The sequence below is a fragment of the Terrimonas alba genome, from assembly GCF_042434975.1.
Taxonomy (GTDB): Bacteria; Bacteroidota; Bacteroidia; order Chitinophagales; family Chitinophagaceae; genus Terrimonas_B; species Terrimonas_B alba.
On record NZ_JBHMQM010000004.1, the window covers coordinates 401,083 to 427,200 of the forward strand.

Below are 26,118 nucleotides of genomic sequence, written 5' to 3' on the forward strand. Positions count from 1 at the left end.
GTGACATGAAAATAACCTTTAACTGCACGCATCTGCGAAAACCCCAAAGATTTTTTCTATACTAAGTATTTTCTTTTGCCTCAATGGGAAAACAACTTGGGTATAGCTGCATTAATTTATCGTCATCGGTGATGAGGGCTGTTATTTTGTTTACTGCTAGCTCACCCCCTTTTCCTTCATCACCCTGTTCAACCAGCGAAGCATCAGGAAACAGGCGACCGCCGCAGCCAGTAGCAACAGGAAGTTCAACAGGAAATAATTGCTTTTATGATCATAATTATCCCACATGGTTGCCAGCACACCCGAAAGCTTGTTACCAATTGAAGTAGATACAAACCAGCCACCCATCATCAATGAGCTGATTCGTAAAGGGCTTAATTTGGAAACAATGGAAAGGCCCATTGGGCTTAACAATAACTCACCTATTGTAATTACTCCATAGCTGACGATGAGCCATAATGGGCTGGCTTTAGTTTCCCCATTGGAGCTGGCGTATACGGCTCCAACCATTACCAGGGCGGACAGCGCTGAGATGAATAAGCCAAACGCAATTTTGGTAGCTGTAGAAGGCTCCTTTCCTTTTCTCCGCAGCCAGGCAAAAAAAGCAATGATCAGCGGCGTCAGCAAAATAACCCAGCCCGGATTGATGGACTGGCTGAGGTTAGTTGCCCAAAGACTTACCTTTTCTCCTTCTTGCGGAAGCTGCTTTTTCGGAATGTTTTTGAAATAAGCCGGGTAGTTGATTTCTTTTATGGCTTTGCCATCTACTTTTTGCAACCTGAATTGCTCATCATATACCGGTACCGAATCTCTTTGATAAGAGACGGATTGTGCCAGAATGAGATTATCAAAAACCTTTTGTGCAGTACCAGTAACCTCACGATTGGTATAGCGGTCGGCCCAGGTATTAAGCGCAGAACCATTTTGTTTGAATACGGCCCAGAATAAAATCACTACAACAAAAATCGCAAGCAATGCGGCAATCGGTCTTTTTTCATCTCTATCTGCTTTTACATAGATGGAAGTATAAAAATAAACAACGGGAAGGCAGGCAAAAATGAATGCATCCGTTGAATCAGAGCCGAAAAGCGAACCCGGAATCAGCCAACCAATCACCCCGGCAATAATAGATGGAACCAATATCAGCAACACAATACGGCCAAAGGGCATATCGCCTTCCCGCATCCCTTTCTTTACATCGTACATACGGTAATGCTTTAAGCCGGCGATATAAACTCCGACGCCTATGAACATGCCAATACCGGCAGCAAAAAAGGCCGAACCCCATCCATATTTGATATACAATACAGCGCTGATGAAGTTGCAGATAAAGGCGCCAATATTGATGCCCATGTAAAAAATATTGTAGCCTTCGTCTTTTTGAGTCTTGTGAGTGGGAGTGGAATAAACATTGCCCAACAACGTCGATATATTAGGCTTAAAAAATCCGTTGCCTACTATCACCAGTGTCATGGAAATATAGAGGATAACAAGATTGTGTATGGACATGAGGCAATAACCCAACGCCATCATCAGGCCGCCCATAATAATCGACTTGCTGTAACCCAGGTAACGATCAGCCAGCAGTCCACCCAGGAAGGGAGTGAAAAACACCAGGGCGATAAAAGTTCCGTACAAGTCGGCTGATTCGGCTTCTGTCATACCATAACCAGCTTTTACATCTTTCAGGTAAAGCGTAAATATGCCAATCATCAGGTAGTAACCGAAACGTTCCCACATTTCAGAAAAGAAAAGAAAGGGCAGGGCTTTGGGATGTTTCTTCCACATGGCAAAATATTTTAACGACGATAAACCAGGAACTACAAATAGTAAAAGGCTGATATCTTATTTACATCAGTTTTCAGGGATAAATGGTTTTTATGTTATTCCATGCATCATTTTTTGAAGCCTTTTTGAAAGCAGGAACAGAACAATAGCGGCAATGCCGGACATAAAAACAAAAAGCATAAAGAAATCGTAAAGATTATCCATTTTATAACCCAGGAATACTGTGGTCTTCCCTCCTTCGGGATATAAGGCACTCATGACACCTGCCAGTTTATTACCTGCGGCGGTGGCCAGGAACCAGACGGCCATTAACAAGGAAGCGAATTTCAATGGCGAAAGTTTATTCACCAATGATAGCCCGATCGGGGAGAGGCAAAGTTCTCCCAGCGTATGCAATGCATACATACCTGTTAGCCAGATCATGCTTACTTTTTCTGCGGGATCAACATTCTGTACTCCTCTGGCAATCCACCAATAGCCCAATGCGAGTCCTGCAAGTCCCATGGCCATTTTGGTAGGCGTGGAAGGTTGTTTCTTGCCCATCTTTACCCATATCCAGGCTAATGGAAGTGCGAATAAAATAATGAATATGGAATTGAAGGATTGAAAATAAGAAGCAGGCATGGTATAGGAACCGATTGTCAAATCTGTCTGCCGGTCTGCGAAAAAAACCAGGGATGCACCTGTCTGTTCATAGGCTGCCCAGAAAAAGATAACGAAGAAACAAACGATGAATATGACCCAGATCCGTTGTTTATCATCTTTGGTCAGGGTCTTATCAGAAAGAATAAAGATTGCAATGAATAAGGATGCACCTGCAAGCAGGTAAGAAAGATAGCTATAATATGCATCCAGGTACATGGCGCTGATCATGATACCGGAGAAAATGAGTAAACCAATGATCATATAAACCGGATCAAGCCATTTTCGTGATGGGGCTTTGCCGCTTTGAACAGCACTTTTTCCTGAAATCTCATCGACCCCATACGAAGGTGTTTGGCCCAGGATCTTTCCCTCCGGATCCCGAACGTATTTATCATGATATAATTTTTGAACCAACAAGCTCAGCAGCATGGCAACCGCTCCCACCAGGAAGGCCCATTTAAAATCGGTCGGGTTTCCTGTATCGCCAACAAGTCCGCAGGCGAGTGGCCCCAAAGCTCCACCCACATTGATGCCCATATAAAATATCGTATAGGCCGCATCTTTGCGTGTATCGCCGGCAGGATATAATTGACCAACCAGCGAAGATATATTCGGTTTGAAAAACCCATTACCTGCTATCATTAATCCCAATCCACCAAAGAACAGGAAAGTCGATAAAGAAGAATTTGAATTATAAAATGTGCCACAGAAGAAAAGAAATAGTTCCCCGATCATCATGATGATACCCCCCGCAAAAATGGATCGCTTGTTTCCCCAATAACGATCGGCTACATAACCACCGATCAGGGGAGTCAGATAGATCAATCCAATATAACTACCATAAAGGTTAGAGGCAAATACGTCATTAAAAAGAAGGGCCTTCGTCATAAACAATACCAGGATGGCCCGCATTCCATAAAAATTAAATCGCTCCCACATTTCGGTCGCAAAAAGAACATAGAGACCCTTGGGATGTTTACCCGTTTCTACAGGTTGACTCATAGAATGACTTTTTCGTTATATAAGCAAAAAGTTTAAGCTAATAGCGGCCAAAATACATAAAAATGGTCACCCGCAAATTTTTGAGGGTATCTTTAACAAAGTCCCGATATTCGCAAATCCAAATAAGTTCATTCGTTCAGAAGTTTACAAGTTCAATAAATGAACAAGCGCTGCTTATAGAACTCGTGAACTGTAAACTTGTAAACTGGAAAACCATTCTTTTGTATGCGTATCTTATTACTGGGCTCCGGGGGCAGGGAGAATGCTCTCGCCTGGAAATTGAGCCAAAGCGTCTGGACCAATCCTCTTTTTATAGCACCGGGCAACCCCGGCACGGCCAAGTTTGGCGTGAACGTCAATCTTGACCTCAACGATTTTGATACTATCGCCAAATTCTGCCTGTACGAAAAGATTGAGATCATAATAGTAGGTCCCGAAGAACCGTTGGTCAATGGCTTGTATGATTATTTCAAAGCAAATGAAGAGTTGAAGGACATTCATTTCGTTGGTCCGTCAAAAAAGGGTGCACAGCTGGAAGGAAGTAAAGCATTTGCAAAAGCCTTTATGCAGCGACATAATATTCCTACCGCCGCTTACAAAGAATTTACGCTGGATAATTATGAAGATGGAATAAAATACCTGGAGCAACACCCCATGCCGGTTGTGCTCAAGGCCGATGGTTTAGCTGCCGGTAAAGGTGTTGTTATTTGTCAAACTCATATCGAAGCTGTGGCTGAGTTTGAGTTGATGATACAACGTTCCAAATTTGGAGAAGCAAGTAAGAAAGTGGTGGTCGAAGAATTTTTGACAGGTATTGAACTCAGTGTTTTTGTTTTGACCGATGGTAAGAACTATTTGATCTTACCCGAGGCAAAGGACTATAAGCGTATTGGAGAAGGGGACAAGGGCTTAATGACGGGTGGCATGGGCGCCGTAAGCCCGGTGCCGTTTGCTACTCCCGGCTTTATGCACAAAGTAGAAGAGAAGATCATTAAACCTACGGTGAATGGATTGAGCCAGGAAGGTATCGAATACACTGGTTTTATCTTTTTCGGCTTGATCAGTGTTGATGGCGAACCTTATGTCATAGAGTATAATTGCCGGATGGGTGATCCTGAAACAGAAGTGGTGATGCCAAGGTTGGAAAATGATCTGGTAGGACTTTGCGTGGCAGCATCGAATAAAGAGTTACACCTCGTCAATATCCAGGCTGACAAACGGGCCGCGGCAACTGTGATGGCGGTAAGCAAAGGTTATCCCGGTCCTTTTGAAAAGGGATTTGAAATAACAGGACTCGGTGACAACTACGGAAAACAATCTATGATTTTTCATGCGGGGACCAAAGAACAGGATGGAAAAATTGTAAGTAATGGCGGAAGGGTTTTTTGCGTTACTTCCTATGGATCGTCTATTGAAGAAGCCGTTAATACTTCGCTGGACGTGATGGAATATATAAGGTTTGAAGGCCAATATTATCGCGGTGATATCGGGTATGAATTTATTCCACCTGCGAATACAGAGGAAGAGTAAGCAAGCCAGCTTTTGAATTTCTTATATTAAAACCGTGCTATGCCATCTGAGGTTCATTACCACGATTATTTACAGCTGGACAAAATTTTGAATGCGCAGTTTCCTGAAAGCGACAAACAACAGCTGCCCGCACATGATGAAATGTTGTTTATCGTTATCCACCAGGCCTATGAACTTTGGTTTAAACAACTTCATCACGAGGTAGATTCCATCGTAGCAATTTTTTCAAAGCCCTCACTGAATGATAATTCACCGGAACTGCAAACTATTGTTCATCGCCTCAATCGTTGCGTTACCATTTTACGGGTACTAGTTCACCAGATTGATATCATGGAAACCATGACGCCAATGGATTTTCTTGACTTTCGGGATATGCTCAGACCTGCCTCGGGTTTTCAAAGCTGGCAATTCAAAGAGCTGGAGGCAAAGCTGGGACTTAAGTTTGAACACCGTCACGGCAAAGAATACTATACATCTCAATTGCGGGCCGAGCATGTGCAATTAATCAAAAAAGCAGAAGGAGAGGTATCGCTGCTACAATTGTTAAATGGCTGGCTGGAGCGGATGCCTTTTTTTAAAGAGCAGGAAAATTGGAAAGGGTTCCCCACCACACCGGGTGTTGTTCCTCTCCGCCAACCGGCGGAGGAGTTTAGGAGGGGGCCTCATCCTTTTTGGACAGAGTATCGTTATCAATTTGAAAACAGCTTGGCGGAGGTTGAAAAAAATAACCTGCAATTTTTTGATGACATCTTTTTGTCAGACGCCCGGCAACCAGCTCCTTCGACAAGCTCAGGAGGTAACGGGCAACAATCTCTGTCGCCCGCTGCAAACCGTGCTGCACTTTTTATTATGTTATATCGTGGCTATCCGATGCTGCAATTACCTTTTCAACTGCTCAATAGTTTGCTGGAGATAGATGAACAACTCAGTTCCTGGCGTTACCGGCATATGAATATGGTGCACCGGATGATTGGTACACGTATTGGTACTGGTGGCAGTACCGGTAAAGATTATTTAAAGGGGGCGGCCGATAAACATTATATTTTTCGCGAAATAGCCCAGCTCAATAGTTTTTTGATTGAAAGAAGGAAATTACCGGCATTACCTCCCGCTGTCGAAAAAAGACTAGGTTTTGTAGCAGTGTAATTTTGTCACCACTTTATACAAAATAAAAAAGGTGACCGCCTTGGCTGTTCACCTTTTCTTCTTGCTGATAAATCGACGATATATGTTAGAAAGTGTAACGGATTCCTAAGCCTCCCCAACTGCCGTAAAAGCCATGGCCATCGGCGAATTCAAATGAAGGTTGCCAATCCAATGATAGGTTTATCGGAGCCCTGTTGATTTTATAGTCAAGACCAAGCACGCCATCGATGCCTACACTTGCGTGACTGTCATGCCAGTGATCATCATGGCGATGATAGTGATGATCATTATAAGTTCCGATGTGCAAACCTGGTCCGATATACCATTTTAATCCCGGTGCCCCCGAAATAGGGCCATGAATTTCATATAAACCTGTCAGTCGGAAACCGTGACGCCAGAAATAGCCAATCAACTCACCGGCATTCTGTGAGTTAAAAAAATGTTTTAAAGAGATACCGCCACCGTCCCACACTTTCACTCCCAACGCTGTTTTGTAGGAAGTGCTGTTTGTACTGCGACTTTGTGCCTGAACCGCTACTGTAAAAAATACTGCGAATAATAAGAACCCGATTTTTCTCATACATTGATTTTAGTGGAAGAAATTAAATATGATGCCTCAAAAAGGGAGATGCGATTTTTATGCCAAAGTTGAAGAAATCAGGTGGTTAGCGTAAGTATACTCTCAAGACCTGCGTAAAATTGATGCAATAAAAAAGTAAAGTCCGTTATAATAGAATCGGATAAAACCCGTTACTTATCAGTAAGAATTTTTGAAAAGCCACTGCCGACAGATTATACTGTGCAAATGAATACCGTCACTTAATTTTGTGTTCGCCGGGGAAATCTTGCCTGTAAAGGCTTCGCTTTGATAATTCGAATTATTCCTACAACTTTGCACACATTTAATCCAATAATATAGAATGGGACTTTTCAACTGGTTTACACAAGAAATAGCAATGGACCTGGGTACTGCTAATACCCTGATTATACATAATGATGAAGTGGTAGTGAATGAGCCGAGCATTGTGGCCCTAAACAGAAATAATCCCAAGGATGTATTGGCGGTAGGCAAAAGAGCCTTGATGATGCATGAAAAAACCCATGAAAGCATCCGTACAGTTCGTCCGCTAAAGGATGGTGTAATTGCTGATTTCAATGCAGCTGAGTTGATGATCAGGGAACTGATAAAACTCGTTTATCCCAAAAAGCCATTATTTCCCCCCAGTTGGAGAATGATGATTTGTATTCCCTCTTCCATCACTGAAGTTGAAAAACGTGCCGTAAGAGATAGTGCTGAGCAAGCCGGAGCCAAAGAGGTTTATCTCTTACATGAACCGATGGCTGCTGCCCTGGGTATTGGCATCGATGTAGAGGAACCGGTCGGTAACATGATCATCGACATTGGTGGTGGTACTACCGGTATTACTGTCATTGCTTTGGCGGGTATTGTTTGTGACCAGTCAATCCGCATTGCCGGTGATGAATTTACTGCAGACATTATGGAGGCTCTTCGCCGTTATCATAGCTTATTAATTGGTGAACGTACAGCAGAGCAGATCAAAATACAGGTAGGCTCGGCGATGAAAGACCTCGATAATCCGCCGGATGATATTCCTGTTAATGGACGTGACCTGGTTACAGGTATTCCTAAGCAAATTATGGTTAGCTACCAGGAAATAGCTGAAGCCTTGGATAAAAGTATCTTTAAAATAGAAGAAGCAATCTTAAAAGCACTGGAACAAACACCTCCCGAATTAGCCGGCGATATCTACCGCCGCGGCCTGTATCTGACAGGTGGCGGTGCCTTGTTAAGAGGTCTTGACAAAAGATTAAGCCAAAAAATCAAACTTCCGGTGCATGTAGCCGACGATCCGCTGAAAAGTGTGGTTCGTGGTACGGGTATTGCTTTAAAGCACTACGACAGGTATCCATTTGTAATGAGATAACACTAAGAATGAAGTTGGAGAACGGAAGCCGGAAAAAGTAAATGAATGAATGGTTGACTTCTGGTGTCCGACATCTGACGTCTGACCTCAAACTTTAGCAGTTGCGTAATATATTTCTTTTCATTCGACGTTTTTTTACCCTCTTCGTCTTCCTTGTTCTGCAGGGAATAGCCTTATGGTTTTTGTTTACCTATAATCGCTTTCACAAGGCAAAAGGTTTAGGCGTCGCCAATGAAGCCACCGGCTGGTTCAACTCCCGTTACAATACGCTGGAGGATTTTTTTAAAATGAAGGAAGAGAACAGGCGGTTGTTAAAAATGAACGACTCGCTGATGAACCTTCTGCCTGGTAACTTCAGCAAACTCGATACATCTGCCAACATAATAAAGGACACGATTCCTTATGATACATTGGGCAACTTTCGTCATTATGCATGGAGAGATGCGCAGGTGATGTATAACACCGTGAATAGTGAAAAAAATTATGTGCAGATCAACCGTGGTTACAACCAGGGAGTCCGCGATAATATGGGTGTATTTAGTTCAGATGGCGGCCTGGTAGGTCAGGTAGTAAATGTTAGCCCGAACTTCAGCCAGGTGATGAGTCTGCTGCATGTGCAGAATAAGGTGAATGTCCTGGTAAAAAAATCCAACAGTTCAGGCACATTATCCTGGGATGGAAAAGATCCCCGCTACCTGACTTTAAGTAGTATTCCCAAAAGTGATTCATTGGTAAAAGGTGACACGATCCTGACGGGTAATTATTCCCTGAGCTTTCCTCCGGGTCATTTGGTTGGAACAGTCGCGGAAATCATTCCCGACCCCTCTACCAATTTTTATGTATTAAAGATAAAAACCGCCGCTAATTTTCAAAACCTGCAACAGGTAATGGTGGTGGAAAATATCCAGGAAGCAGAACAAACACAACTGAATGCTGAAACAAAGAAAAAAATTGAAGACCCTAAACGAATAAACCGGTGAGTGATCTTTTACGCAATATCATCCGCTTTGCCATCTTTATATTGGTACAGGTGTATGTGCTGAATAAAGTTCCGCATCTTCACCAGTTTATTGTGCCCTACATTTATTTTCTATTCCTGTTATGGTTGCCGTTTAGCATTTCAAGAATTGGACTGCTGACCATCGGCTTTATGACTGGTATGGCGTTGGACTTTTTCACTATGACGCCGGGTCTTCACGCCGCCGCTTGTGTTTTAGTGGCTTATTTCCGTCCCTTTGTCATCAATATTCTTACACCAAAAGACCCAACTGAATTTAATTATCGTGAGCCTTCACCAAGAGCTATGGGTTGGACACCTTACCTCGTGTATGCATTGGTATTAACCATATTTCATCATGGGTACCTGACCTTATTAGAGTGGTTATCTTTTGGTTCGTTTTTGCATTTCCTGATCAAAGTAGTTGCCACTACCGCGATCAGCATGTTGCTCATCATTACAACAGAGTTGCTTTTTCCCAGAAGAATGAAGTTCCGCACCAACACGGCATAGCTCAAATCTTGCCAGCGTTGTCCACTTTGAATTGGTCAAAATTCCCTGGAAAATTTTCCTGGATATTTACATTTAAGCTCCGGTAAAAACATTGTGGTGAAAGCAAATTTTCATTACAATGTTAAAAAAGTGAAAATTTACCCGCCAGCTCTTTCTTAAAAGAAAATATTATACTGCAAACATTTGGAAACAGGCGTTTGTAGTTCGTACTTTGTATTGTATTTTTCTCTCCCGTTTATATTTGTACGTACGCCATGTCTGTGTTTAACCAATCAAGAAGCCGTATCATTCGTTTAATATTCCTGCTGGCTTTTCTTATCATAATAGCGCAATTATTCAATCTCCAGGTAATGTCAGGTAAGTACAGCAAGCTGGCGATGGATAATGCTGTTTTTCCAAAAATCGTTTACCCGGAGAGAGGGATCATTTATGACAGGAAAGGAAAAGCTATTCTGAACAATGCTATTATGTTTGACCTGATGGTTACACCGGCGGAGGTAAAGAATTTTGATACTACTTCTTTTTGCCGCCTGATGGCGATTGACACAGCGGAATTTAACCGTAGAATACGGGATGCTATTTTTAAGAATAAAGCTGTTAGGCCTTCCGTGTTCCAGGCGTTACTTACACCGCAAATGCAGGCAAGATTTGAAGAAAACAGCTGGCGCTTTCCGGGCTTTGCATTGGTAGAGCGACCGATACGGGTGTATCCTTATAATGTCGCTGCACAAATGCTGGGTTATATTAACGAAGTTTCAGCCAATGACATCGAACGTTCCGGCGATTTTTATCGAATGGGGGATTACATGGGTAAAAATGGATTGGAAGCCACTTATGAAAAAGTATTGATGGGTCAGCGGGGTGTTCAGCATTTGATAAAAGACAATCACAACCGCCTGGTAGGAAGTTATGAAAATGGAATTTTTGATACAGCTGCTATTGCCGGCCGGGGATTGCAAACCTACCTGGATATTGAACTGCAGGAAATAGCGGAAAAAATGATGACAGACAAAGTAGGTGCAGTTGTGGCCATCGAGCCTAAAACAGGCGGCATATTAGCGATGGCTTCTGGTCCCATTTTCAATCCAAACGATTTAACGGGTCCCGATAAAAACAAAAATTACTCCCGCCTGGTGTTGGATGTAGCAGGTCCTTTATTGAACAGGGCTATACAGGGTCGTTACGAACCAGGTTCTACTTTTAAACCACTGGGAGCATTAGTGGCCCTGGATGAGGGGTTAATAACACCATCCTTTGGCTATCCATGTTTTGGAAGATATACAGGTTGTAGTAGTGGTAAGCCTGCATGCTTGCACTCTGGCGGTGGCCATTCTGCTAATTTGCGTTCAGCGATCGCTTATTCCTGCAACTCATATTTCACTCATTTATACAGGATGGAGGCGGATAATCCTAAGTATGGCAATGTGAAAAATGGCTATATGAAGTGGAAAGAGTACATGAATGCCTTTGGATTGGGCACGAAATTAGGCGTTGACCTTCCAAGCGAGGACAAGGGTTTTATACCGGATACCTCAGTTTATAACAAAGAGTATAGGGGAAGCTGGAGTTCATGTACCAATCTTACGTTAGGTATCGGACAAGATAAAATGGGAGCGACTCCTTTGCAATTGGCAAATGCCATGTGTATCATCGCTAACAGGGGTTATTATTATACACCACATTTTGTGCGGAAAATAGATGGCGAAACAGAAGCAGACACGGCATTGATGAACAAGTACAGGGTCAAACATGAAGTGCTGACCCATATCTCTGATGATGCTTTTAATGCAGTGATGGATGGAATGGAGGCGGTGGTAACCCAGGGTACGGCCAGGAGTGTGAGGATACCCGGTATAAATATTTGTGCCAAAACAGGTACGGCTGAAAAATATGCAATACTCGATGGCCAGCGGATAAAATTGGAAGACAATGCCATGTTTGTGGCATTTGCTCCGAAGGAAGATCCAAAAATTGCTATAGCAGTCGTAGTTGAAAATGCAGGGTATGGTGGTACCTGGGGTGGACCAATTGCAAGGGTCATGATCGAAAAATATTTAAATGATACATTAACTAAAGAAAGCAAGGCGGATTATGAACGGGTGTCTACTACGAACAAAATGCCTAAGCATTTAAAACGCCTGCAGTACAAAGAAGACTCTATCCGTGCCCGCAAATGGTTCCAAATGACAAAAGACAGTTCCTATATCAAAAAATATGTAAAGCTCAATTTGAATAAGCTGCCTTTGGACAAAAAAGAAGAGCCTTCAAAGGCAACCGATTTCGCATCGGCTGTTGCCGTCTTAACCAATGAAAAACTATTGTATAAACCAAGATCCTATTTCTTCATCACTTCATGAGGCAGAATAATCCCGCTATATCAAAAGGAATCGATTGGAGCATTGTCTGGATATACCTGTTGCTGGTGAGTATTGGCATCATGGCGATATTCGGCGCTACCTACAAGGAAGGCGATCCCATATTTCAAAGTTTTATTGGTTATAAGACTGACTACAGTAAGCAACTGTATTTTTTTGGTGTTGCTATGGTCCTTGGTCTTTTTATTTTGCTTACCGATAGTAAATTCTTTCCGGCTACTGCTAACCTTTGGTATGCTGCAGGTATATTGTTATTGCTCTTGGTATTTCCGTTTCACTCGAAAGTGAAGGGAACGGAATCGATTATTCGCTTTGGCGGCTTTCAGTTTCAGCCCGCCGAATTTTGTAAGATTTGCGTAGCCCTGGCATTGGCCAAATATTTATCAAGGCCGGAAACAGATTTCAGCAAGACAAGATCACAATTAATTGCTGCAGCTATTGCGCTTGTGCCGGCTTTATTGACCATACTGCAAAAAGAAACGGGTCTTGCCCTCGTGTTTTTTGCGTTTTTTTTGGTTATGTATCGTGAAGGTCTTCCTTCCGCGGTTCTTATCATTGGATTTGCAGTAGCTGCTTTGGTAGTTGCCACCCTGTTGCTGGAAAAAAATACGCTGGCTCTTATTCTCACCGGTATTGCCTTGTTAATGGTTTACCTGATGCGCAGGCAGGTAAAAAAAGACAAATCTGTGCTGATTAAAATCGCAGTGCTTTGGGTGATATGTGTGGGCATACAACGATTTGGTGTTCCATTGATTTTTAAAAATGTTTTGGCCAAACACCAGGTGGAGAGAATTTATAGCACTATTGGCCGGGATGTACCGGAAGAGTATATGAAAGGAGAGTCCGTTGCTCCGGGGAAAAAGGCGGTCAATACGGCTGACTATAATGTAAAGCAATCGAAAATAGCAATTGGTAGTGGTGGCCTCGCCGGCAAAGGACTATTAAAAGGAACACAAACCAGGTATGGATTTGTACCGGAACAACGCACTGATTTTATTTTTGATACCATTGGTGAGGGTTTTGGTTTTGTCGGCAGTTTTGTTTTACTCGGTATTTATCTTTTTCTATTATTCCGGATGATCACTATTGCAGAAAGACAACGCAGTGTTTTCAGTCGCTGCTATGCATACGGAGTGGCTGCTGTTTTCTTTTTTCATATCGGTATCAATGTGGCCATGACGATTGGCCTGGCCCCGGTAATCGGTATTCCGCTTCCTTTCATCAGCTATGGAGGTACATCGCTGCTTACTTTTACCATACTTCTTTTTATTTTGATCAGGCTGGATGCTGACCGGCAGATGGTATTGCGATAATGGATGATTGAATCTTTCTATCCTGTCCGGATAACATATCTCATGCAAACCGATTATAGATGCATAAGTGGGATAATTAATATCTGCAGGAGGATGATGAAATTCTTAATATTCTAACGGATTCATTTTGGAATGACGGACACGAATCACTCTTTGGGTGTTGGAAAACTGATAGGTAATTCTGTATTTATATATTTCATAAGCCCTGTATGAAATGTCTTTATGCACCCGATATTTATCGGCGGGATGCCTTTTTGCATTTTTAATAAGCTCTTTTATTGAAGCTAGTATCTTGCTCCTTACTTTTTCTGCATTTTGTAAAGAGTCCCTTTTAATATAGTTATAGGTCTTGCGGAGTTGAAGTTTTGCTTCATTCTCGATTACAACCCTCCGCTGGCTTTTACCATGTTTGCATTTCCTTTTCCAGTTCTTCCAATGTGGTAAATTGTCCTTTGCTGATCCGCTCCATTGCTTCATCTAATTCCCGCTTGTACTGCTCAACACTAACGCTTTCCATTACTTCATGACCCGATGCTAAAAATGTTTTTATCATTTCAAGGAGTGATTTCTTCTGCGGTTCATCCATTTGGGCAAAATACTTTATCAATTCTTTGTCTATTGTTGAGATTGCCATAGAAAACTCATGTTTGTTACAAATTTACTTTATTAATTTAGGAATTAAAACTACAACCAGTTTGGAATAAATCTAATTTTACGACCTTTTAACTCTCTATGACAATACTTCCGCTTTCAGAAGGCACATTCACGATAGATAAAACAAAACTGTTTGTTCCTTTCGATAAACAAACAGAGGATTTGCAGGGGCGGCCAACCGGCAGCCTGTTGGTAGAAGTGCAACCATTTGTCGTCATTACGGGCAAAGACATTTTACTGCTCGATACCGGCCTTGGGTTCTCCAATGCTGACGGTCAAATGCAAATACATAAGAATTTGGCCAATGCTGGCATTAATCCTTCTGATATCACTAAGGTGTTGATGAGTCATTTACATAAGGATCATGCGGGCGGTATCGCTGAGGATAGGAACCGGAGCATCACTTGTTTTCCAAATGCTACGTATTATGTACAAAAAAGGGAGTTGGACTTTGCAATGGAAAAAGGATTGCCATCATTTATTCCTGATGAATTGAAAGTGTTGCAAACCTGTGGCCGGGTTGAATGGTTGCATCACAGTGAAGGAAAAATAGATGATTATATTGAGTACAAAATCACGGGAGCACATTCGCCGTTTCACCAGGTGTTTTGGATAAGAGAAAATGATGAGCTTATTTTCTTTGGTGCCGATGATGCGCCGCAATTACAACAAATGAAGCATCGCTATGTGGCAAAGTATGATTTTGATGGAAAAAAAGCGATGGAGCTGCGAAGACAGTGGTGGGAACAGGGAGCTGCGGAAAAATGGACCTTCCTTTTTTATCATGATGTGAAACATCCTATACACAAGTTTTCATAAAATGGCCGATTCTGAAAAGAACCGGCCTTGCTAACCTATTAAAAACACCAAAGTCGAAAAACTTCGCTATATAAGTTTATAACCCCCGCTTTAACGGCTTGTCGCCAAGCCTGTCCCGCCGGAGATCCCGCAATTCCTTTATAAATTTTTCCTGGTGACCAAATACCTGGTTACCCCTTTGCTCTCCCAGTATCTCACGAAATTGGGTGCGGTACCGCAATCGCAGGTCTACGATCTTTTGTTGCAATACCAACCTGTCTCCTTTGTTGTCCCGCAGCGTTTGACGCCACTCTTTGAAATATTGTAAAAAGATCGGTGTGAATTTTTTTGCTTCATCATTGGAAAGATTCAGCCGCTTCTGAATGTATTCATTCATCCGGTCACGAATCTTTTCATTACCATCGTTGTCATCGTCCTGCGCAAAAAGACTGGTGCCGGTAACAAAGAATAAACTTACTATGAGTAAAAAAGTTTTCATCTTAATTCAATATTAGATCATCATCGCCATTATCCGGCTCAGCTGATTGGGTATCGGTTAAAAAATCCTGTATCTCTTTATCGGAAACATCTTTCATCAAACTCTTTACTTCATTGGTGGTGGGTACCTGGGCCACCACGGCAGTTTCTATGCTGGATTCGATAAAACTATTGATTTCATCTGTGCTAACCTTTTTCATCATCTTCTTTACCAAATCCTGTGAAGTAGGTGTTGCAGTATCTTGCTTATTGAAAAATAAAAGTCCTGTCGTTGCCAAAAAACCAATCATTACGGCTGCAGCCGCATACCGAAACCACTTCCGTCCACCCATACCGACAACCTTAGTTTCCCTGCCGGTTACCTTTTTAACCATTGCTTCGGGAAAATTTTCAAAATACTCTTGGGGTACCGTATAGGTTGATTTATATTTTAGTTCGCTCAGCAATGGAGAAATAGTTTCTAACTCCAGTGCTGCATTCTCTGCCGTTTCAATATTTTGTTCCAATGATTTACTCAGCGATTCAAAATACCCTGCCGGAACAGCATGAGGCATTTTTTTAGAAAGTCCGCTCAATAAAGGAGATAAGGCTGCCAACTCTTCCATGGGATCGTCAGCTGCATCAAGAGCTTTTATTCTCCTCATTACTTCACCGGGAAAAGCTTCAAAATATCCGGCCGGAACGCTATAAGCCGGCAGCAAGCCAGCGTCAGCCAGGCTACTGTTCAGCTCTTTCAGCTCATTTAATATGGTAGCTTTTTGTGCCATTGCGATAGTACTGAGACGCTATTTGCGCAATTAGGTTTAATGATTTTTGATATATTCTTCAATTTTTTTGACCGCATGGTGATAACTGGCTTTTAAAGCTCCTTCGCTGGTTTCCAAAACCTTACTCATCTCTTCGTACGGCATTTCATCATAATAGCGCAACTGGAATACAATTCTTTGTTTTTCAGGTAACTGCTGCATGCCCAATTGCAGTTTCCATTCCAGTTTATTGGCATCGAAATGCTGGTCGGCCTTTATTTTTTCACTCAGCCCATTCTCCACATCACTAAGACTTACAGCTGTTCGCCTTTTTTGCTGTTCCAAAAAGGTCAGGCATTCATTGGTAGCGATTCGATATAGCCAGGTGTACAACTGGCTGTCTTCCCTGAAATTCTCCAATCCCTTCCACACACGTATAAACACATTCTGCAATACATCGTTGGCGTCGTCATGGTCTACCACCATCCGGCGAATATGCCAGTACAATTTTTCCTGGTACTTCTTTATAATGGTGGTAAAAGCTCTTTCTTTCGTAACAGGGTCACGAAACTGAATTAATAACTCAGTATCTGGTGCGGTTAGCGACATGTTATTGACTTTGGTGTTGGTTTGACGGATATCTGGTTAAAATGTTTAAACGAATATACTTTTAAAATAATAAAAGCAGGTTCACGTTGGAAATGAACCTGCTTATGCAATTTTTAAATGCCGTTATTAATTCTTTTTCCTGGCTATTGCTTTTTCTGCTGCCGCTACAATATCCGGTACATCAAGTCCATATTTTTTTAACAGGTCTGTCGGTTTTCCGCTTTCGCCAAATGTATCTTTTGTACCTACATATTCAATGGGTATAGGAAGATTTTTCGCCGCACATTGTGCAATGGCATCTCCGAGGCCACCAATAATATTATGCTCTTCAGCGGTAACGGCACATTTTGTTTTGCTGATCGATTTGATCACAGCTTCTTCATCCAGTGGTTTGATGGTGTGAATATTGATCACTTCAACGCTGATACCCTTTTCCTGTAAAATAGCTCCAGCTTGAATAGCCAGCCAAACCATATGTCCGCAGGCAAAAATGCTTACATCAGTTCCTTCTGAAAAATATTGTGCTTTACCAATTTTAAAATCTTCTTCTTTAGTAAAAATGGGCCATACCGGGCGGCCAAAACGAAGATAAACGGGGCCTTCATATTCGGCTATCGCTTGGGTAGCTGCTTTTGTTTGTGCATAATCGCAGGGAACGATCACTGTCATGCCCGGCAACATTTTCATCAGTCCAATATCTTCCAGGATCTGGTGTGTAGCGCCGTCTTCACCTAATGTAAGACCGGCATGAGAAGCACAAATTTTTACATTCTTTCCGCTATAAGCCACAGACTGGCGTATTTGATCATATACACGACCTGTAGAAAAGTTGGCAAAGGTGGTAGTAAAGGGAATTTTACCGCCGATAGTTAAACCCGCTCCAATGCCAATCATATTCGCCTCGGCAATACCAACCTGTATAAAACGTTCCGGAAATTCTTTAATGAATTGATTCAATTTTAATGAACCGGCAAGATCGGCTGTAAGTGCTACGACGTTTGAATTTTTACGGCCGGCTTCTACAATACCATCTCCAAAACCACTGCGTGTATCCTTATTACCGGTCGATTGAATATCTTTTAAAAGCATAATTTTTTTTTAGCTTGGCAAATGTAAGGCAAAGCAGGTTTAAACCGCTATGGCAAAAAGCGACTTGATATATATTTTCTGCATACCTTTTTTCGTAGCTGAGTATAATTCCAAATTTTTAACGAACGTTTTCTCGTAATAACCAGTTAAAGCTGCCGAATATGTTCAATTTTAACCGGTGAATTTAATTTTGGCCCTTTTCTTGAATAATCGCCCCATAAAATGCCTATTTGGGCTTATTGTAGATTTAAAAAATTGATGATGAAAAAATTAATTTATTCTCTTGCCTTTGTTGGGATAATCGCTTCCTGTAAAAGTAGAACGGAGACAGCATCGGAAACTGCTCTTCAGGATAGTCTTCGCAGAGTAGCGATCACTGACAGCATTGCAAAGGTTGAAGCTGAGAAAAAGCAAGCAGCAGAAAGAGCTGCCGCTGCACAGGCCACCCAGTCCGAAAGTTATAGTTCCGCAACATCTAATTCAGCCAAAGCCCCCGAAAAGCCGCAAGGTTTGAGCAAAGCTGCTAAGGGAGCCATTATTGGCGGAGTGGCTGGTGCTGCAACCGGGGCAATTCTTGATAAAAATAAACGTGCCCGTGGCGCTATCATTGGTGGTGCTGCCGGAGCCGGTGTAGGTTATACAATCGGCCGGGCTGGCGACCGCAAATCAGGCCGGGTAGAACAGGGGCGTACCTACCGCCAGTATAAAAGAGAAACAAGTCAGTAACTCTCCTAAAATGTTTAAAGAAAAAAGCAGCTTTACCGGCTGCTTTTTTAGGTTAATTCAACTCGTTTTGCTGACTACCAAAAATAGTTGCATCCGCTTTCAGGCGTTGCTCCCATTTCCACGCAGTTGCCATCATTTCATCCAAAGAGAATTTAGGATCCCACTTCAGTTTTGTTTTGGCTAAGTCATTGTTGGCATAAATAGCGATTACATCACCCGGACGGCGTGGTCCTATTTCGTAATTTAATTTTACCCCGCTTACTTTTTCAAATGATTGAATGGCTTCCAAAACAGTAACGCCATTCCCTGTTCCAAGATTAAATACTTCGCAAGGCTTTTCGTTCCTTTTTTCCTGCAGATATTGAATCGAAAGGGTGTGAGCATTGGCGATATCGCTTACGTGGATAAAATCACGGATGCAGGACCCATCCCGGGTATCATAGTCATTGCCATACACCGTCATCTTGGGCAATTTGCCAATAGCTGTTTGCGTGATGGCGGGCACCAGGTTTTGTGGCCGGCCAATAGGCATCTCACCGATAAAATTGGAAGGATGTGCGCCTACAGGATTGAAATAGCGAAGCAGGATACACTGCACGTCTACGCTTTTTGCAAACTCGCTGATGATCTGCTCACCCATTTGCTTGGTATAACCGTAGGGTGATTCGGCTGGCTTGGGTTGTGTTTCTTCGGTGACAGGTATGTGATCAGGATTGCCATACACCGTACAGGAGGAAGAAAAAACGAAATAGGGTATTTTAAATTCCTGCACACATTTCAATAAATTGATCAGCGAGGTCAGGTTATTTTCAAAATATAGCAGTGGCTTTTCCACCGACTCGCCTACAGCCTTGTAAGCAGCAAAATGAATGATGCCTTCGATATCATTATTTTCCTGGAAGATGGCAAAAGTGTCATCAAAATTGCAGAGATCAACTTTGTAATTTTTTACCTTTTTACCGGTTATCTTTTCTACACCTTCAAACATGGCCGGGTTTGACCGGCTGTTGTTGTCTACGGAGATTACATCAAATCCATTATCAATAAGATCAACGATGGTGTGTGAGCCGATATAACCACATCCGCCGGTTACAAGTATGGTAGCCATATTTTAAGTGTCTTTTTTTCTGCACGCAAAAATGATGAATATGAATCAATTCAGAAAGAGAAAAAAAAGACAATCGATTTAAATAAACAGGTTAACGAGGAAATAGACCAGTGCGGCCAGGGCTCCGCTCACCGGAATGGTCAATATCCAGGCCCAAAGAAGGTTTACCGTCACACCCCATCTTACTGCCGATAGTCGCTTGGTGGCGCCTACACCAATAATGGAGCCGGTGATGGTATGCGTGGTACTGACGGGGATTTTCAAAGCTTCGGTAACAAATAGTGTAATGGCACCGGCGGTTTCTGCCGCGACCCCTTCAAAAGGGGTTACTTTGGTGATCCGGGTGCCCATTGTTTTTACAATTTTCCAGCCACCACTCATCGTTCCGGCGGCTATGGCTGTATAACATGCCAGGGGTACCCAAACCGGCATTTGGTGAAAGTCAGAAATACTTCCGCTGGCAATCAATGCCGCGGTGATGATCCCCATTACTTTTTGCGCATCGTTACCTCCGTGACCAATGCTAAAAGCGGCGGAAGAAACCAATTGCAGCCGCTTGAACCAGGCATTTGCCCGGTGTGCATTCAATGTGCTAAGGAAAAATGTAAAGCAAGCCATGATCACCAGGATAAAGGCCAGCAATATCCATTTGAAATTTTTGGAATAAAAGATTACCTGGTTCACGTATGAATTGTAATGGGTGGCTTTGCTGATTTTGTCAACATTGGTTTCAATGTTATAATATAAAAATATACCAACGCCCAACAATACAATAATGGAGAGAATTTTGGGTGCCAGGCCCTTCTTGAAAGAATGAATAAACCAAAGTGAAATAACAAAGGCCATGATCATTCCGACCAGGGGTGCCAATAAAATAAATGCTGCTGTTTTAAGCACTACAGCTGAATTCACAGCACTAAAACCCGCACTGGCAACAGCTGCTCCCGCAAATCCGCCGATCAATGTATGCGATGAAGAAGAGGGAATGCCTAACCACCATGTCAATAGGTTCCAGCCAATAGCAGCAATCAAACCGGAGAAGATTACTACCATCATTTCAGTTTTCAGTATCTCGTCTGATCTCACTGTTTTGGCCACCGTATCTGCTACACCATGATCTTTAAAGATGAAAAAGGCGGCGAAATTGAAAACAGCGGCCCATACTACTGCCTGGAAAGGCGTCAATACTTTAGTAGAAACAACAGTGGCGATAGAATTGGCAGCATCGTGAAAACCATTTATAAAATCAAAGATCAGTGCCAGGGCTATGATGATAACGAGGAATGTGGTCATATATTAATTTGAAAATAAACTGATTTGAAAATTTGAAAATGGACGTTCTGCAATGCGATCAATTTTCAAATTGCCACATTTTCAAATTTTCAAATTATTACGAGTATTTAATAATGATTGACTCTATCACGTTGCTGGCATCTTCACATTTATCGGTGGCGATTTCCATCACCTGGTAGATCTCCCTTTTTTTGATCACTTCTTTCGCATCCGGTTCTGTGGCAAAGAGTCTTTCAATACTCATGTCAAAAACATCGTCTGCCTGGTTCTCAATACTATTCACCTTTACCAATGCCTCGGTGATTTTGCGCATGTTTTTCATGTCTCTCAGTTCCAGCACCGCATTCCGCACCTGCAAGGCTCCCTGTTCAATCAGTTCCGCCATTTTCTGCATTCCCATATCATTGGGGTTGACACGGTAGAAATTGATTTTTTTCGCAGAAGCGTAAATATAATCGGCTACATCATCCAGGGATGTAGCGAGGTAGTGAATATCCTCCCGGTCGAACGGAGTAATAAAATTGCGGCCCAACTCAGTAAATACATTATGGGTGAGCTCATCATTGGCATGTTCCAAGTCTTCTATCCGGGTGATTAGTGATGCTCTTTTATCGAAGTCGGGTTCCGCCACCACGTCTTTTAACTTGGAGGCCATGGTAGCGCCATTTTCAGCCATTTTTTCAAACAACTCGAAGAAGATTTTATTCTTGGGTGTAAATATTTTCAGGAATGAATTGAGCCCCATAATATGCTTTTAAATTGGTTGCGAAATTACCGGCTTGACCTTTGATAGAACGATTAATGAAGCAGAGTTAATGATTATTTAATATAGAGATAATAATTACATAACAGTGAGGTAACAATTCTTTTATATGCTTCAGTTGTACCTTGCGCCCCACAATAATTGAATGTTACTTTAATATTAAGAAATGATAAACAAGGTGTTAAGATATTCTGGTTTACTGGTTTTTGTTTTTTTAGCCAGCATTCATGGTTTTTCCCAGCGTTATTTGGCAGACTTTGACTCCTTGTTATTTGTGCGGGATACCCTCAGGCCCGTATTGAAACGTTTCGAAAATTTGCGTATTACCGGTTATATTCAACCGCAATTCCAGGTGGCCGAAAGCAAAGGAGCCGGATCATACAATGGCGGCGATTTTGCGCCCTACTCCAACAATCGTTTTATGCTAAGGCGGGCCAGGGTCAAGATCGACTATTTTCTGGCTACCGACGATCACTATCCCAAAGCATTATTTACGTTCCAGGTAGATGCTACAGAAAGAGCCATTGGCCTGCGGGATATGTTTGTAAAGATCTATGAGGCCAAAAAAAATAATTTTTCGATGACGGCGGGTATGTTTGCACGTCCCTTTGGTTACGAGGTTAATTTATCGTCAACGTTCAGGGAGGCGCCCGAGCGGGGCAGGATGTCGCAGATACTCATGCCTTCCGAACGGGACCTTGGCGCCATGGTTACCTATGAGCCCCTCAGGCGGGAAGCAAAAAATAAGCTCATAAAACTGGATGCCGGTGTCTTTAATGGCCAGGGATTGTCGGGCCGAACAGATTTTGACAGCTATAAAGATTTTATCAGCAGGCTTACACTCAAACCGGTAAAGCGGGGACCCTGGAATATTAGTGGTGGTCTTTCGCTTTTATATGGTGGCTGGAGAAACGGTTCGAAATATGAATACGAAATAAGTTCGCTGCCAAATGGTGAGAAGTATTTTAAAGTGGATTCAACTCCATCCAATCTCGGAGGGAAAGCACCACGACGTTATTATGGCGCCGACATCCAGGCGGTTTACAAACATGGCTGGGGTGAAACGGAGTTTAGGGCTGAATACTGGGCGGGCCACCAGCCCGGTACTGCTACTACAACGGTAAATCCGGGGGACACACCTTCATTAAACGGCTTGCCGCTTCCTACCTATAAAAGAAATTTTGATGGCGCCTTCCTGTTGTTCCTTCAAAATATCGTTGACAAAAACAATCAGCTGATTGTAAAGTACGATTGGTATGATCCTAATACCGATGTGGCCGGTGATGATCTGGGCAAAGGCGGAACCAACCTTACCCCGGCCGATATTAAATTTTCGACCCTCGGCCTCGGCTTTCTTCATCATATCAATGATAACATCAAACTGGTATTTTATTATGATATCGTGAAAAATGAAACCACGCAACTGGCCGGATACACCCAGGATCTGAAAGACAATATTTTTACCACCCGTATCCACTTCAGGTTTTAAAATTTTCTAATGCCTTTCTTATGCCATTTAGGCATTAACCCCAATTCATACTACTTGGTATAGTACCGACCGACATGGGGTTTTCAATAGTATTAATTTTTAATATCTCGCCGGTATTAATCAAAAGATAACACAGGCTGGCCGCATAAGTGTTTGTTTACAGCCATGTAAGGCGGTTGGTAACATTTTGGTAACATTGAGGTCACAATTCTTTAACCGGCGGGTAACGTAGCGGTAATACTACAAGTACACCTTTGCAGCAAATTACTGATATGCGTTTAAGGCTACAACTGGCTGCTCTCTTTATTGTACTTTTTTCTGTTGCTAATGCACAAACAAAATTGACCGGAAAGGTTGTTAACGGCAAGAACGAACCCGTTGCAGGCGTATCCATTAAAATAGTAGGTGCACAGGGTGGAACCACTTCCGATGTAGAGGGTCGCTATTCTTTATCACTTACAGCCAATAAAAAATACGAACTGGAATTTTCGGCGATTGGTTATGTCAGTAAACTGGTAAATGATATTGAAGTCGGAGCTGGCCTGGACAATGAGTTGAACATTGTTCTTGAAATTGCTGCAAAAAACATCGAAGGAGTTGTAGTAAAAGCTACTTCCCGCCGCCAGGAAAATACCGCCGCCTTATTAAGCTTCCAGAAAAATAATATCGCCTTATCAAGCGGTTTGGCTTCTGATTTTATCAGAAGAACACCGGATAAAAATACCGGTGAGGTTTTGAAAAGAGTGAGTGGTGCGAGTATCCAGGACAACAGGTTTGTGATCATTCGTGGTTTGAGCGACCGGTACAATGCAGCGATCATCAATAACGCACAATTCCCCAGCACAGAGCCTGATAAAAAAGCATTCTCCTTTGATGTGATCCCTTCTGCACTGATTGATAATATCATCATTAATAAAACAGCATCTCCTGATTTAACCGGTGAGTTTGCCGGTGGGTTGGTGCAAATCAATACAAAAGATGTCCCCACAAAAAATTTCCTGAGTGTCGGCGTAAGTTTTGGCTTCAACACTCAATCAGCTTTTAAAGATTTTATCAGTAACGAACGCAACAGTACGGATTGGATGGGCTTTGACAACGGTGATCGTGCATTGCCAAAAGGCTTTCCAAAAACGGCACAGGCTTATCGTTCACTGGGTGCAAGCACTGCCGGTGTGCAGCAGCAAATTGAATTAAGCAAGCTGTTTAGCAATACCGGATATGCGGAGAAAAAATCAACGGCTCTGCCTACGCAATCCTATAGTCTTACCTGGGGTAATAGTGCAAGAACAAAAAATGGCGGTACGTTTGGAACCATTCTTTCCTTGCAGTACCGCAACAGCATGCTTAAGTACAATGTAGCGAGGGAATTGCACCAGGACGATGGGGAGTTGTTGGTACAATTGAATGACGAACAAAATAAATACAGCGTTAATGTAGGAGCTTTGGCAAACTTTACCTATGTAAAAGGCCGCCACAAGATCTCGTTCAAAAATTTATTCAACCAGCTCTTAGAAGATAATTATTATACAAGAAGGGGTGTGAGCAATGACCGCCTGCAGGATATCGAATTTCGTTCTTCTGTTTTGAATCAGCGTTCCCTGTACAGCGGCCAGTTAGAAGGGGAACACCAATTGACAAATAATGGTATTCGTCTCAGGTGGAACGGCAACTTTGCATATAATTCTAAATCACAACCTGATCTCAGGACATCCGCTTATTTCCGGTCAAAAGGTACAACAGATCCTTTTGAGCAAAATGATGATGACACCCGCCGTTTCTTCAGCGAGTTAAAAGATTTTAGTTATGGTGCTAATGGAAGCCTCTCTATTCCTTTTACGCTGGGAAGCGATAAGCAAACGCTGAAGGTCGGTGGTTCAACCCTCATTAGGGTTCGTGATTTCAAAAGCCGCATCTTCCGCTACGAACCAGCCAATGCATCACAATTTGATGCATCCAAAAACCTGTTGCCTTACGATCAGATCTTCGCAGCTGAAAATATGGGCATGGATGGTTTCAAGATCCTTGACTTCACGAATAACCAGGATAAATATTTTGCAGCATCCGCTAATAATGGGATGTATGGAATGTTTGACAACAAGTTCGGCGATATGTTCCGTTTGGTATGGGGTGTAAGAGTAGAAAACTTCCAGCAATTTCTGACCACAAAAGATGTAAGTGCAAAACGTGTGGTAGTAGAAACAGAGAAATGGGATGTATTGCCTTCTTTCAACTTCACATTTTCTCCAACCACCAAACAAAGCATTCGCCTTTCCGGCAGCCGTACGGTAGCCCGACCCGAGTTCAGGGAAATAGCACCCTTCTCCTTCTTTGACTATGAAGTGAACTATGCCGTGAATGGTAACCCGGATCTGAAAAGAAGCGCCATTCTCAACGGCGATATCCGTTATGAATGGTATCCCAAAGGTGGCGAAGCAATTACCATTGGTGGTTTTTATAAACACTTTGATGATCCGATCGAATTACGTTTGAATCCCTCAAGCGTATTGGACAGACGCAACTATGAATACGCCAATGCTAATAGTGCCTACACTGTAGGAGCTGAGTTTGAAGTAAGAAAAGGCCTGGATTTTATCAGCCAGCATCTCGACGCCTTCAACATTTTTGCAAACCTCACTTATATCTATTCAAAAGTAACCCTGGCTTCTACAGGGGCAACAGGTACTACCACTTCGAATCGTCCCTTGCAGGGCCAGTCTCCTTACCTGGTCAATGCCGGTTTACAATATAACAGTAAAAACACGATCTGGAACGGTTCACTACTCTACAACAGGGTAGGACAACGCCTGGCACTGGTAGGTATCAATGATTTGGGTTTCCCGGATATCTACGAACGTCCCCGCAACCAGGTCGATTTCCAACTGGCGAAAAAAGTATTTAATAAAAAAGGCGAGGTTAAAATTACCTGGGCCGATCTGTTAAACCCGGCTTTCTATTTCTATGAGAATGTCGATAAGAAAAAAGCATTTTCAGACGGAACCGACCGCTTGTTCAATTCCTATAAGCCCGGTTCTACTATCACGGTGGGCCTTACCTACGACTTTAATTTGGGCAGTAAAAAATAAATCTAAC

At 42.5% G+C, this 26,118-nt stretch carries 23 protein-coding genes; 11 read left to right on the forward strand and 12 right to left on the reverse strand.

Going from position 1 to position 26,118, the window contains the following annotated elements:
- Positions 1 to 156: 156 nt before the first annotated feature.
- Together ACFEL9_RS13650 and ACFEL9_RS13655 are read right to left on the reverse strand one after the other, a co-directional pair.
- Positions 157 to 1,788: a peptide MFS transporter gene (locus ACFEL9_RS13650; RefSeq protein ID WP_385890892.1), complete on the reverse strand. Its 1,632-nt coding sequence runs from the start codon at positions 1,786 to 1,788 to the stop codon at positions 157 to 159.
- Positions 1,789 to 1,878: 90 nt separating this feature from the next.
- Positions 1,879 to 3,435 (reverse strand): peptide MFS transporter, encoded by a 1,557-nt coding sequence (locus ACFEL9_RS13655; RefSeq protein ID WP_385890894.1) that lies wholly within the window; start codon positions 3,433 to 3,435, stop codon positions 1,879 to 1,881.
- A gap of 225 nt (positions 3,436 to 3,660) precedes the next feature.
- Between ACFEL9_RS13655 and purD the strand changes: the two genes are divergently transcribed.
- Together purD and ACFEL9_RS13665 are read left to right on the forward strand one after the other, a co-directional pair.
- On the forward strand, positions 3,661 to 4,965 hold the full coding sequence (gene purD, locus ACFEL9_RS13660; RefSeq protein ID WP_385890896.1) for a phosphoribosylamine--glycine ligase: 1,305 nt from the start codon (positions 3,661 to 3,663) through the stop codon (positions 4,963 to 4,965).
- A 39-nt stretch (positions 4,966 to 5,004) separates the two neighbouring features.
- Entirely contained in the window at positions 5,005 to 6,111 is a 1,107-nt protein-coding gene (locus ACFEL9_RS13665; protein ID WP_385890899.1) for a tryptophan 2,3-dioxygenase, read from the forward strand.
- A gap of 85 nt (positions 6,112 to 6,196) precedes the next feature.
- Here the strand turns inward: ACFEL9_RS13665 and ACFEL9_RS13670 are convergent, their stop codons facing one another.
- The gene (locus ACFEL9_RS13670; RefSeq protein WP_385890900.1) at positions 6,197 to 6,691 is read right to left on the reverse strand and encodes a hypothetical protein; all 495 of its coding nucleotides are present in this window, start codon (positions 6,689 to 6,691) and stop codon (positions 6,197 to 6,199) included.
- A gap of 340 nt (positions 6,692 to 7,031) precedes the next feature.
- Here ACFEL9_RS13670 and ACFEL9_RS13675 point away from each other — a divergent pair, with 340 nt between their 5' ends.
- From ACFEL9_RS13675 to rodA, 5 genes are all read left to right on the forward strand, one after another.
- Positions 7,032 to 8,057: a rod shape-determining protein gene (locus ACFEL9_RS13675; RefSeq protein WP_276504952.1), complete on the forward strand. Its 1,026-nt coding sequence runs from the start codon at positions 7,032 to 7,034 to the stop codon at positions 8,055 to 8,057.
- Positions 8,058 to 8,158: 101 nt separating this feature from the next.
- Entirely contained in the window at positions 8,159 to 9,037 is an 879-nt protein-coding gene (gene mreC, locus ACFEL9_RS13680) for a rod shape-determining protein MreC (RefSeq protein WP_385890904.1), read from the forward strand.
- On the forward strand, positions 9,034 to 9,567 hold the full coding sequence (locus tag ACFEL9_RS13685; RefSeq protein ID WP_385890907.1) for a rod shape-determining protein MreD: 534 nt from the start codon (positions 9,034 to 9,036) through the stop codon (positions 9,565 to 9,567). Before mreC ends, ACFEL9_RS13685 begins: the two co-directional genes overlap by 4 nt.
- Positions 9,568 to 9,821: 254 nt before the next feature.
- Positions 9,822 to 11,924 carry a penicillin-binding protein 2 gene (gene mrdA, locus ACFEL9_RS13690; protein ID WP_385890909.1) on the forward strand — a complete coding sequence of 701 codons (2,103 nt, stop codon included), beginning with the start codon at positions 9,822 to 9,824 and terminating at the stop codon, positions 11,922 to 11,924.
- A complete protein-coding gene (rodA, locus tag ACFEL9_RS13695) occupies positions 11,921 to 13,255 on the forward strand; it encodes a rod shape-determining protein RodA (RefSeq protein ID WP_385890912.1) in 1,335 nt (444 codons plus the stop codon). Before mrdA ends, rodA begins: the two co-directional genes overlap by 4 nt.
- A 105-nt stretch (positions 13,256 to 13,360) precedes the next feature.
- On the opposite strand, the gene ACFEL9_RS13700 is transcribed toward rodA, so the two are convergent.
- Together ACFEL9_RS13700 and ACFEL9_RS13705 are read right to left on the reverse strand one after the other, a co-directional pair.
- Complete coding sequence (locus ACFEL9_RS13700; protein ID WP_385890914.1) at positions 13,361 to 13,732, reverse strand: type II toxin-antitoxin system RelE/ParE family toxin; 372 nt, start codon at positions 13,730 to 13,732, stop codon at positions 13,361 to 13,363.
- Entirely contained in the window at positions 13,656 to 13,889 is a 234-nt protein-coding gene (locus ACFEL9_RS13705; protein WP_385890917.1) for a hypothetical protein, read from the reverse strand. Before ACFEL9_RS13705 ends, ACFEL9_RS13700 begins: the two co-directional genes overlap by 77 nt.
- A gap of 98 nt (positions 13,890 to 13,987) precedes the next feature.
- Between ACFEL9_RS13705 and ACFEL9_RS13710 the strand changes: the two genes are divergently transcribed.
- On the forward strand, positions 13,988 to 14,728 hold the full coding sequence (locus ACFEL9_RS13710) for an MBL fold metallo-hydrolase (protein WP_385890920.1): 741 nt from the start codon (positions 13,988 to 13,990) through the stop codon (positions 14,726 to 14,728).
- Between the two features lie 76 nt (positions 14,729 to 14,804).
- Here the strand turns inward: ACFEL9_RS13710 and ACFEL9_RS13715 are convergent, their stop codons facing one another.
- The 4 genes from ACFEL9_RS13715 to ACFEL9_RS13730 form a co-directional block, all read right to left on the reverse strand.
- Positions 14,805 to 15,206: a hypothetical protein gene (locus ACFEL9_RS13715; RefSeq protein WP_385890921.1), complete on the reverse strand. Its 402-nt coding sequence runs from the start codon at positions 15,204 to 15,206 to the stop codon at positions 14,805 to 14,807.
- A 1-nt stretch (position 15,207) separates the two neighbouring features.
- Positions 15,208 to 15,972: a hypothetical protein gene (locus tag ACFEL9_RS13720; RefSeq protein WP_385890924.1), complete on the reverse strand. Its 765-nt coding sequence runs from the start codon at positions 15,970 to 15,972 to the stop codon at positions 15,208 to 15,210.
- 36 nt (positions 15,973 to 16,008) lie between these two features.
- Positions 16,009 to 16,560 (reverse strand): RNA polymerase sigma factor, encoded by a 552-nt coding sequence (locus ACFEL9_RS13725; protein ID WP_385890926.1) that lies wholly within the window; start codon positions 16,558 to 16,560, stop codon positions 16,009 to 16,011.
- Between the two features lie 126 nt (positions 16,561 to 16,686).
- On the reverse strand, positions 16,687 to 17,649 hold the full coding sequence (locus ACFEL9_RS13730; RefSeq protein ID WP_385890928.1) for a transketolase family protein: 963 nt from the start codon (positions 17,647 to 17,649) through the stop codon (positions 16,687 to 16,689).
- A gap of 261 nt (positions 17,650 to 17,910) precedes the next feature.
- Between ACFEL9_RS13730 and ACFEL9_RS13735 the strand changes: the two genes are divergently transcribed.
- On the forward strand, positions 17,911 to 18,375 hold the full coding sequence (locus tag ACFEL9_RS13735; protein WP_385890929.1) for a YMGG-like glycine zipper-containing protein: 465 nt from the start codon (positions 17,911 to 17,913) through the stop codon (positions 18,373 to 18,375).
- A 52-nt stretch (positions 18,376 to 18,427) separates the two neighbouring features.
- On the opposite strand, the gene galE is transcribed toward ACFEL9_RS13735, so the two are convergent.
- The 3 genes from galE to ACFEL9_RS13750 all read right to left on the reverse strand — a co-directional run bounded on the left by galE (position 18,428) and on the right by ACFEL9_RS13750 (position 21,521).
- On the reverse strand, positions 18,428 to 19,483 hold the full coding sequence (gene galE, locus ACFEL9_RS13740) for a UDP-glucose 4-epimerase GalE (protein WP_385890930.1): 1,056 nt from the start codon (positions 19,481 to 19,483) through the stop codon (positions 18,428 to 18,430).
- Between the two features lie 78 nt (positions 19,484 to 19,561).
- Complete coding sequence (locus tag ACFEL9_RS13745; RefSeq protein WP_385890933.1) at positions 19,562 to 20,776, reverse strand: inorganic phosphate transporter; 1,215 nt, start codon at positions 20,774 to 20,776, stop codon at positions 19,562 to 19,564.
- A gap of 97 nt (positions 20,777 to 20,873) precedes the next feature.
- Positions 20,874 to 21,521, reverse strand: coding sequence for a DUF47 domain-containing protein (locus ACFEL9_RS13750; RefSeq protein ID WP_385890936.1), 648 nt, complete (start codon positions 21,519 to 21,521; stop codon positions 20,874 to 20,876).
- A gap of 184 nt (positions 21,522 to 21,705) precedes the next feature.
- On the opposite strand from ACFEL9_RS13750, the gene ACFEL9_RS13755 reads away from it, so the two are divergent.
- Positions 21,706 to 23,028, forward strand: a complete 1,323-nt coding sequence (locus tag ACFEL9_RS13755) for a putative porin (RefSeq protein WP_385890939.1) — start codon at positions 21,706 to 21,708, stop codon at positions 23,026 to 23,028.
- A gap of 272 nt (positions 23,029 to 23,300) precedes the next feature.
- Complete coding sequence (locus ACFEL9_RS13760; protein ID WP_385890941.1) at positions 23,301 to 26,111, forward strand: TonB-dependent receptor; 2,811 nt, start codon at positions 23,301 to 23,303, stop codon at positions 26,109 to 26,111.
- The last annotated feature ends 7 nt before the right edge of the window (positions 26,112 to 26,118 follow it).

Excerpts from the sequence above, each read along its gene's own strand:
- ACFEL9_RS13725 (WP_385890926.1), bottom strand. The coding sequence starts at position 16,560 with ATGTCGCTAACCGCACCAGATACTGAGTTATTAATTCAGTTTCGTGAC.
- ACFEL9_RS13755 (WP_385890939.1), top strand. The coding sequence starts at position 21,706 with ATGATAAACAAGGTGTTAAGATATTCTGGTTTACTGGTTTTTGTTTTT.
- rodA (WP_385890912.1), top strand. The coding sequence starts at position 11,921 with ATGAGGCAGAATAATCCCGCTATATCAAAAGGAATCGATTGGAGCATT.
- ACFEL9_RS13715 (WP_385890921.1), bottom strand. The coding sequence starts at position 15,206 with ATGAAAACTTTTTTACTCATAGTAAGTTTATTCTTTGTTACCGGCACC.
- ACFEL9_RS13705 (WP_385890917.1), bottom strand. The coding sequence starts at position 13,889 with ATGGCAATCTCAACAATAGACAAAGAATTGATAAAGTATTTTGCCCAA.
- ACFEL9_RS13760 (WP_385890941.1), top strand. The coding sequence starts at position 23,301 with ATGCGTTTAAGGCTACAACTGGCTGCTCTCTTTATTGTACTTTTTTCT.
- ACFEL9_RS13720 (WP_385890924.1), bottom strand. The coding sequence starts at position 15,972 with ATGGCACAAAAAGCTACCATATTAAATGAGCTGAAAGAGCTGAACAGT.
- galE (WP_385890930.1), bottom strand. The coding sequence starts at position 19,483 with ATGGCTACCATACTTGTAACCGGCGGATGTGGTTATATCGGCTCACAC.
- purD (WP_385890896.1), top strand. The coding sequence starts at position 3,661 with ATGCGTATCTTATTACTGGGCTCCGGGGGCAGGGAGAATGCTCTCGCC.
- ACFEL9_RS13650 (WP_385890892.1), bottom strand. The coding sequence starts at position 1,788 with ATGTGGAAGAAACATCCCAAAGCCCTGCCCTTTCTTTTCTTTTCTGAA.
- ACFEL9_RS13735 (WP_385890929.1), top strand. The coding sequence starts at position 17,911 with ATGAAAAAATTAATTTATTCTCTTGCCTTTGTTGGGATAATCGCTTCC.
- ACFEL9_RS13675 (WP_276504952.1), top strand. The coding sequence starts at position 7,032 with ATGGGACTTTTCAACTGGTTTACACAAGAAATAGCAATGGACCTGGGT.
- mrdA (WP_385890909.1), top strand. The coding sequence starts at position 9,822 with ATGTCTGTGTTTAACCAATCAAGAAGCCGTATCATTCGTTTAATATTC.
- ACFEL9_RS13710 (WP_385890920.1), top strand. The coding sequence starts at position 13,988 with ATGACAATACTTCCGCTTTCAGAAGGCACATTCACGATAGATAAAACA.
- ACFEL9_RS13750 (WP_385890936.1), bottom strand. The coding sequence starts at position 21,521 with ATGGGGCTCAATTCATTCCTGAAAATATTTACACCCAAGAATAAAATC.
- ACFEL9_RS13745 (WP_385890933.1), bottom strand. The coding sequence starts at position 20,776 with ATGACCACATTCCTCGTTATCATCATAGCCCTGGCACTGATCTTTGAT.
- ACFEL9_RS13655 (WP_385890894.1), bottom strand. The coding sequence starts at position 3,435 with ATGAGTCAACCTGTAGAAACGGGTAAACATCCCAAGGGTCTCTATGTT.
- ACFEL9_RS13670 (WP_385890900.1), bottom strand. The coding sequence starts at position 6,691 with ATGAGAAAAATCGGGTTCTTATTATTCGCAGTATTTTTTACAGTAGCG.
- ACFEL9_RS13700 (WP_385890914.1), bottom strand. The coding sequence starts at position 13,732 with ATGAAGCAATGGAGCGGATCAGCAAAGGACAATTTACCACATTGGAAG.
- ACFEL9_RS13730 (WP_385890928.1), bottom strand. The coding sequence starts at position 17,649 with ATGCTTTTAAAAGATATTCAATCGACCGGTAATAAGGATACACGCAGT.
- ACFEL9_RS13665 (WP_385890899.1), top strand. The coding sequence starts at position 5,005 with ATGCCATCTGAGGTTCATTACCACGATTATTTACAGCTGGACAAAATT.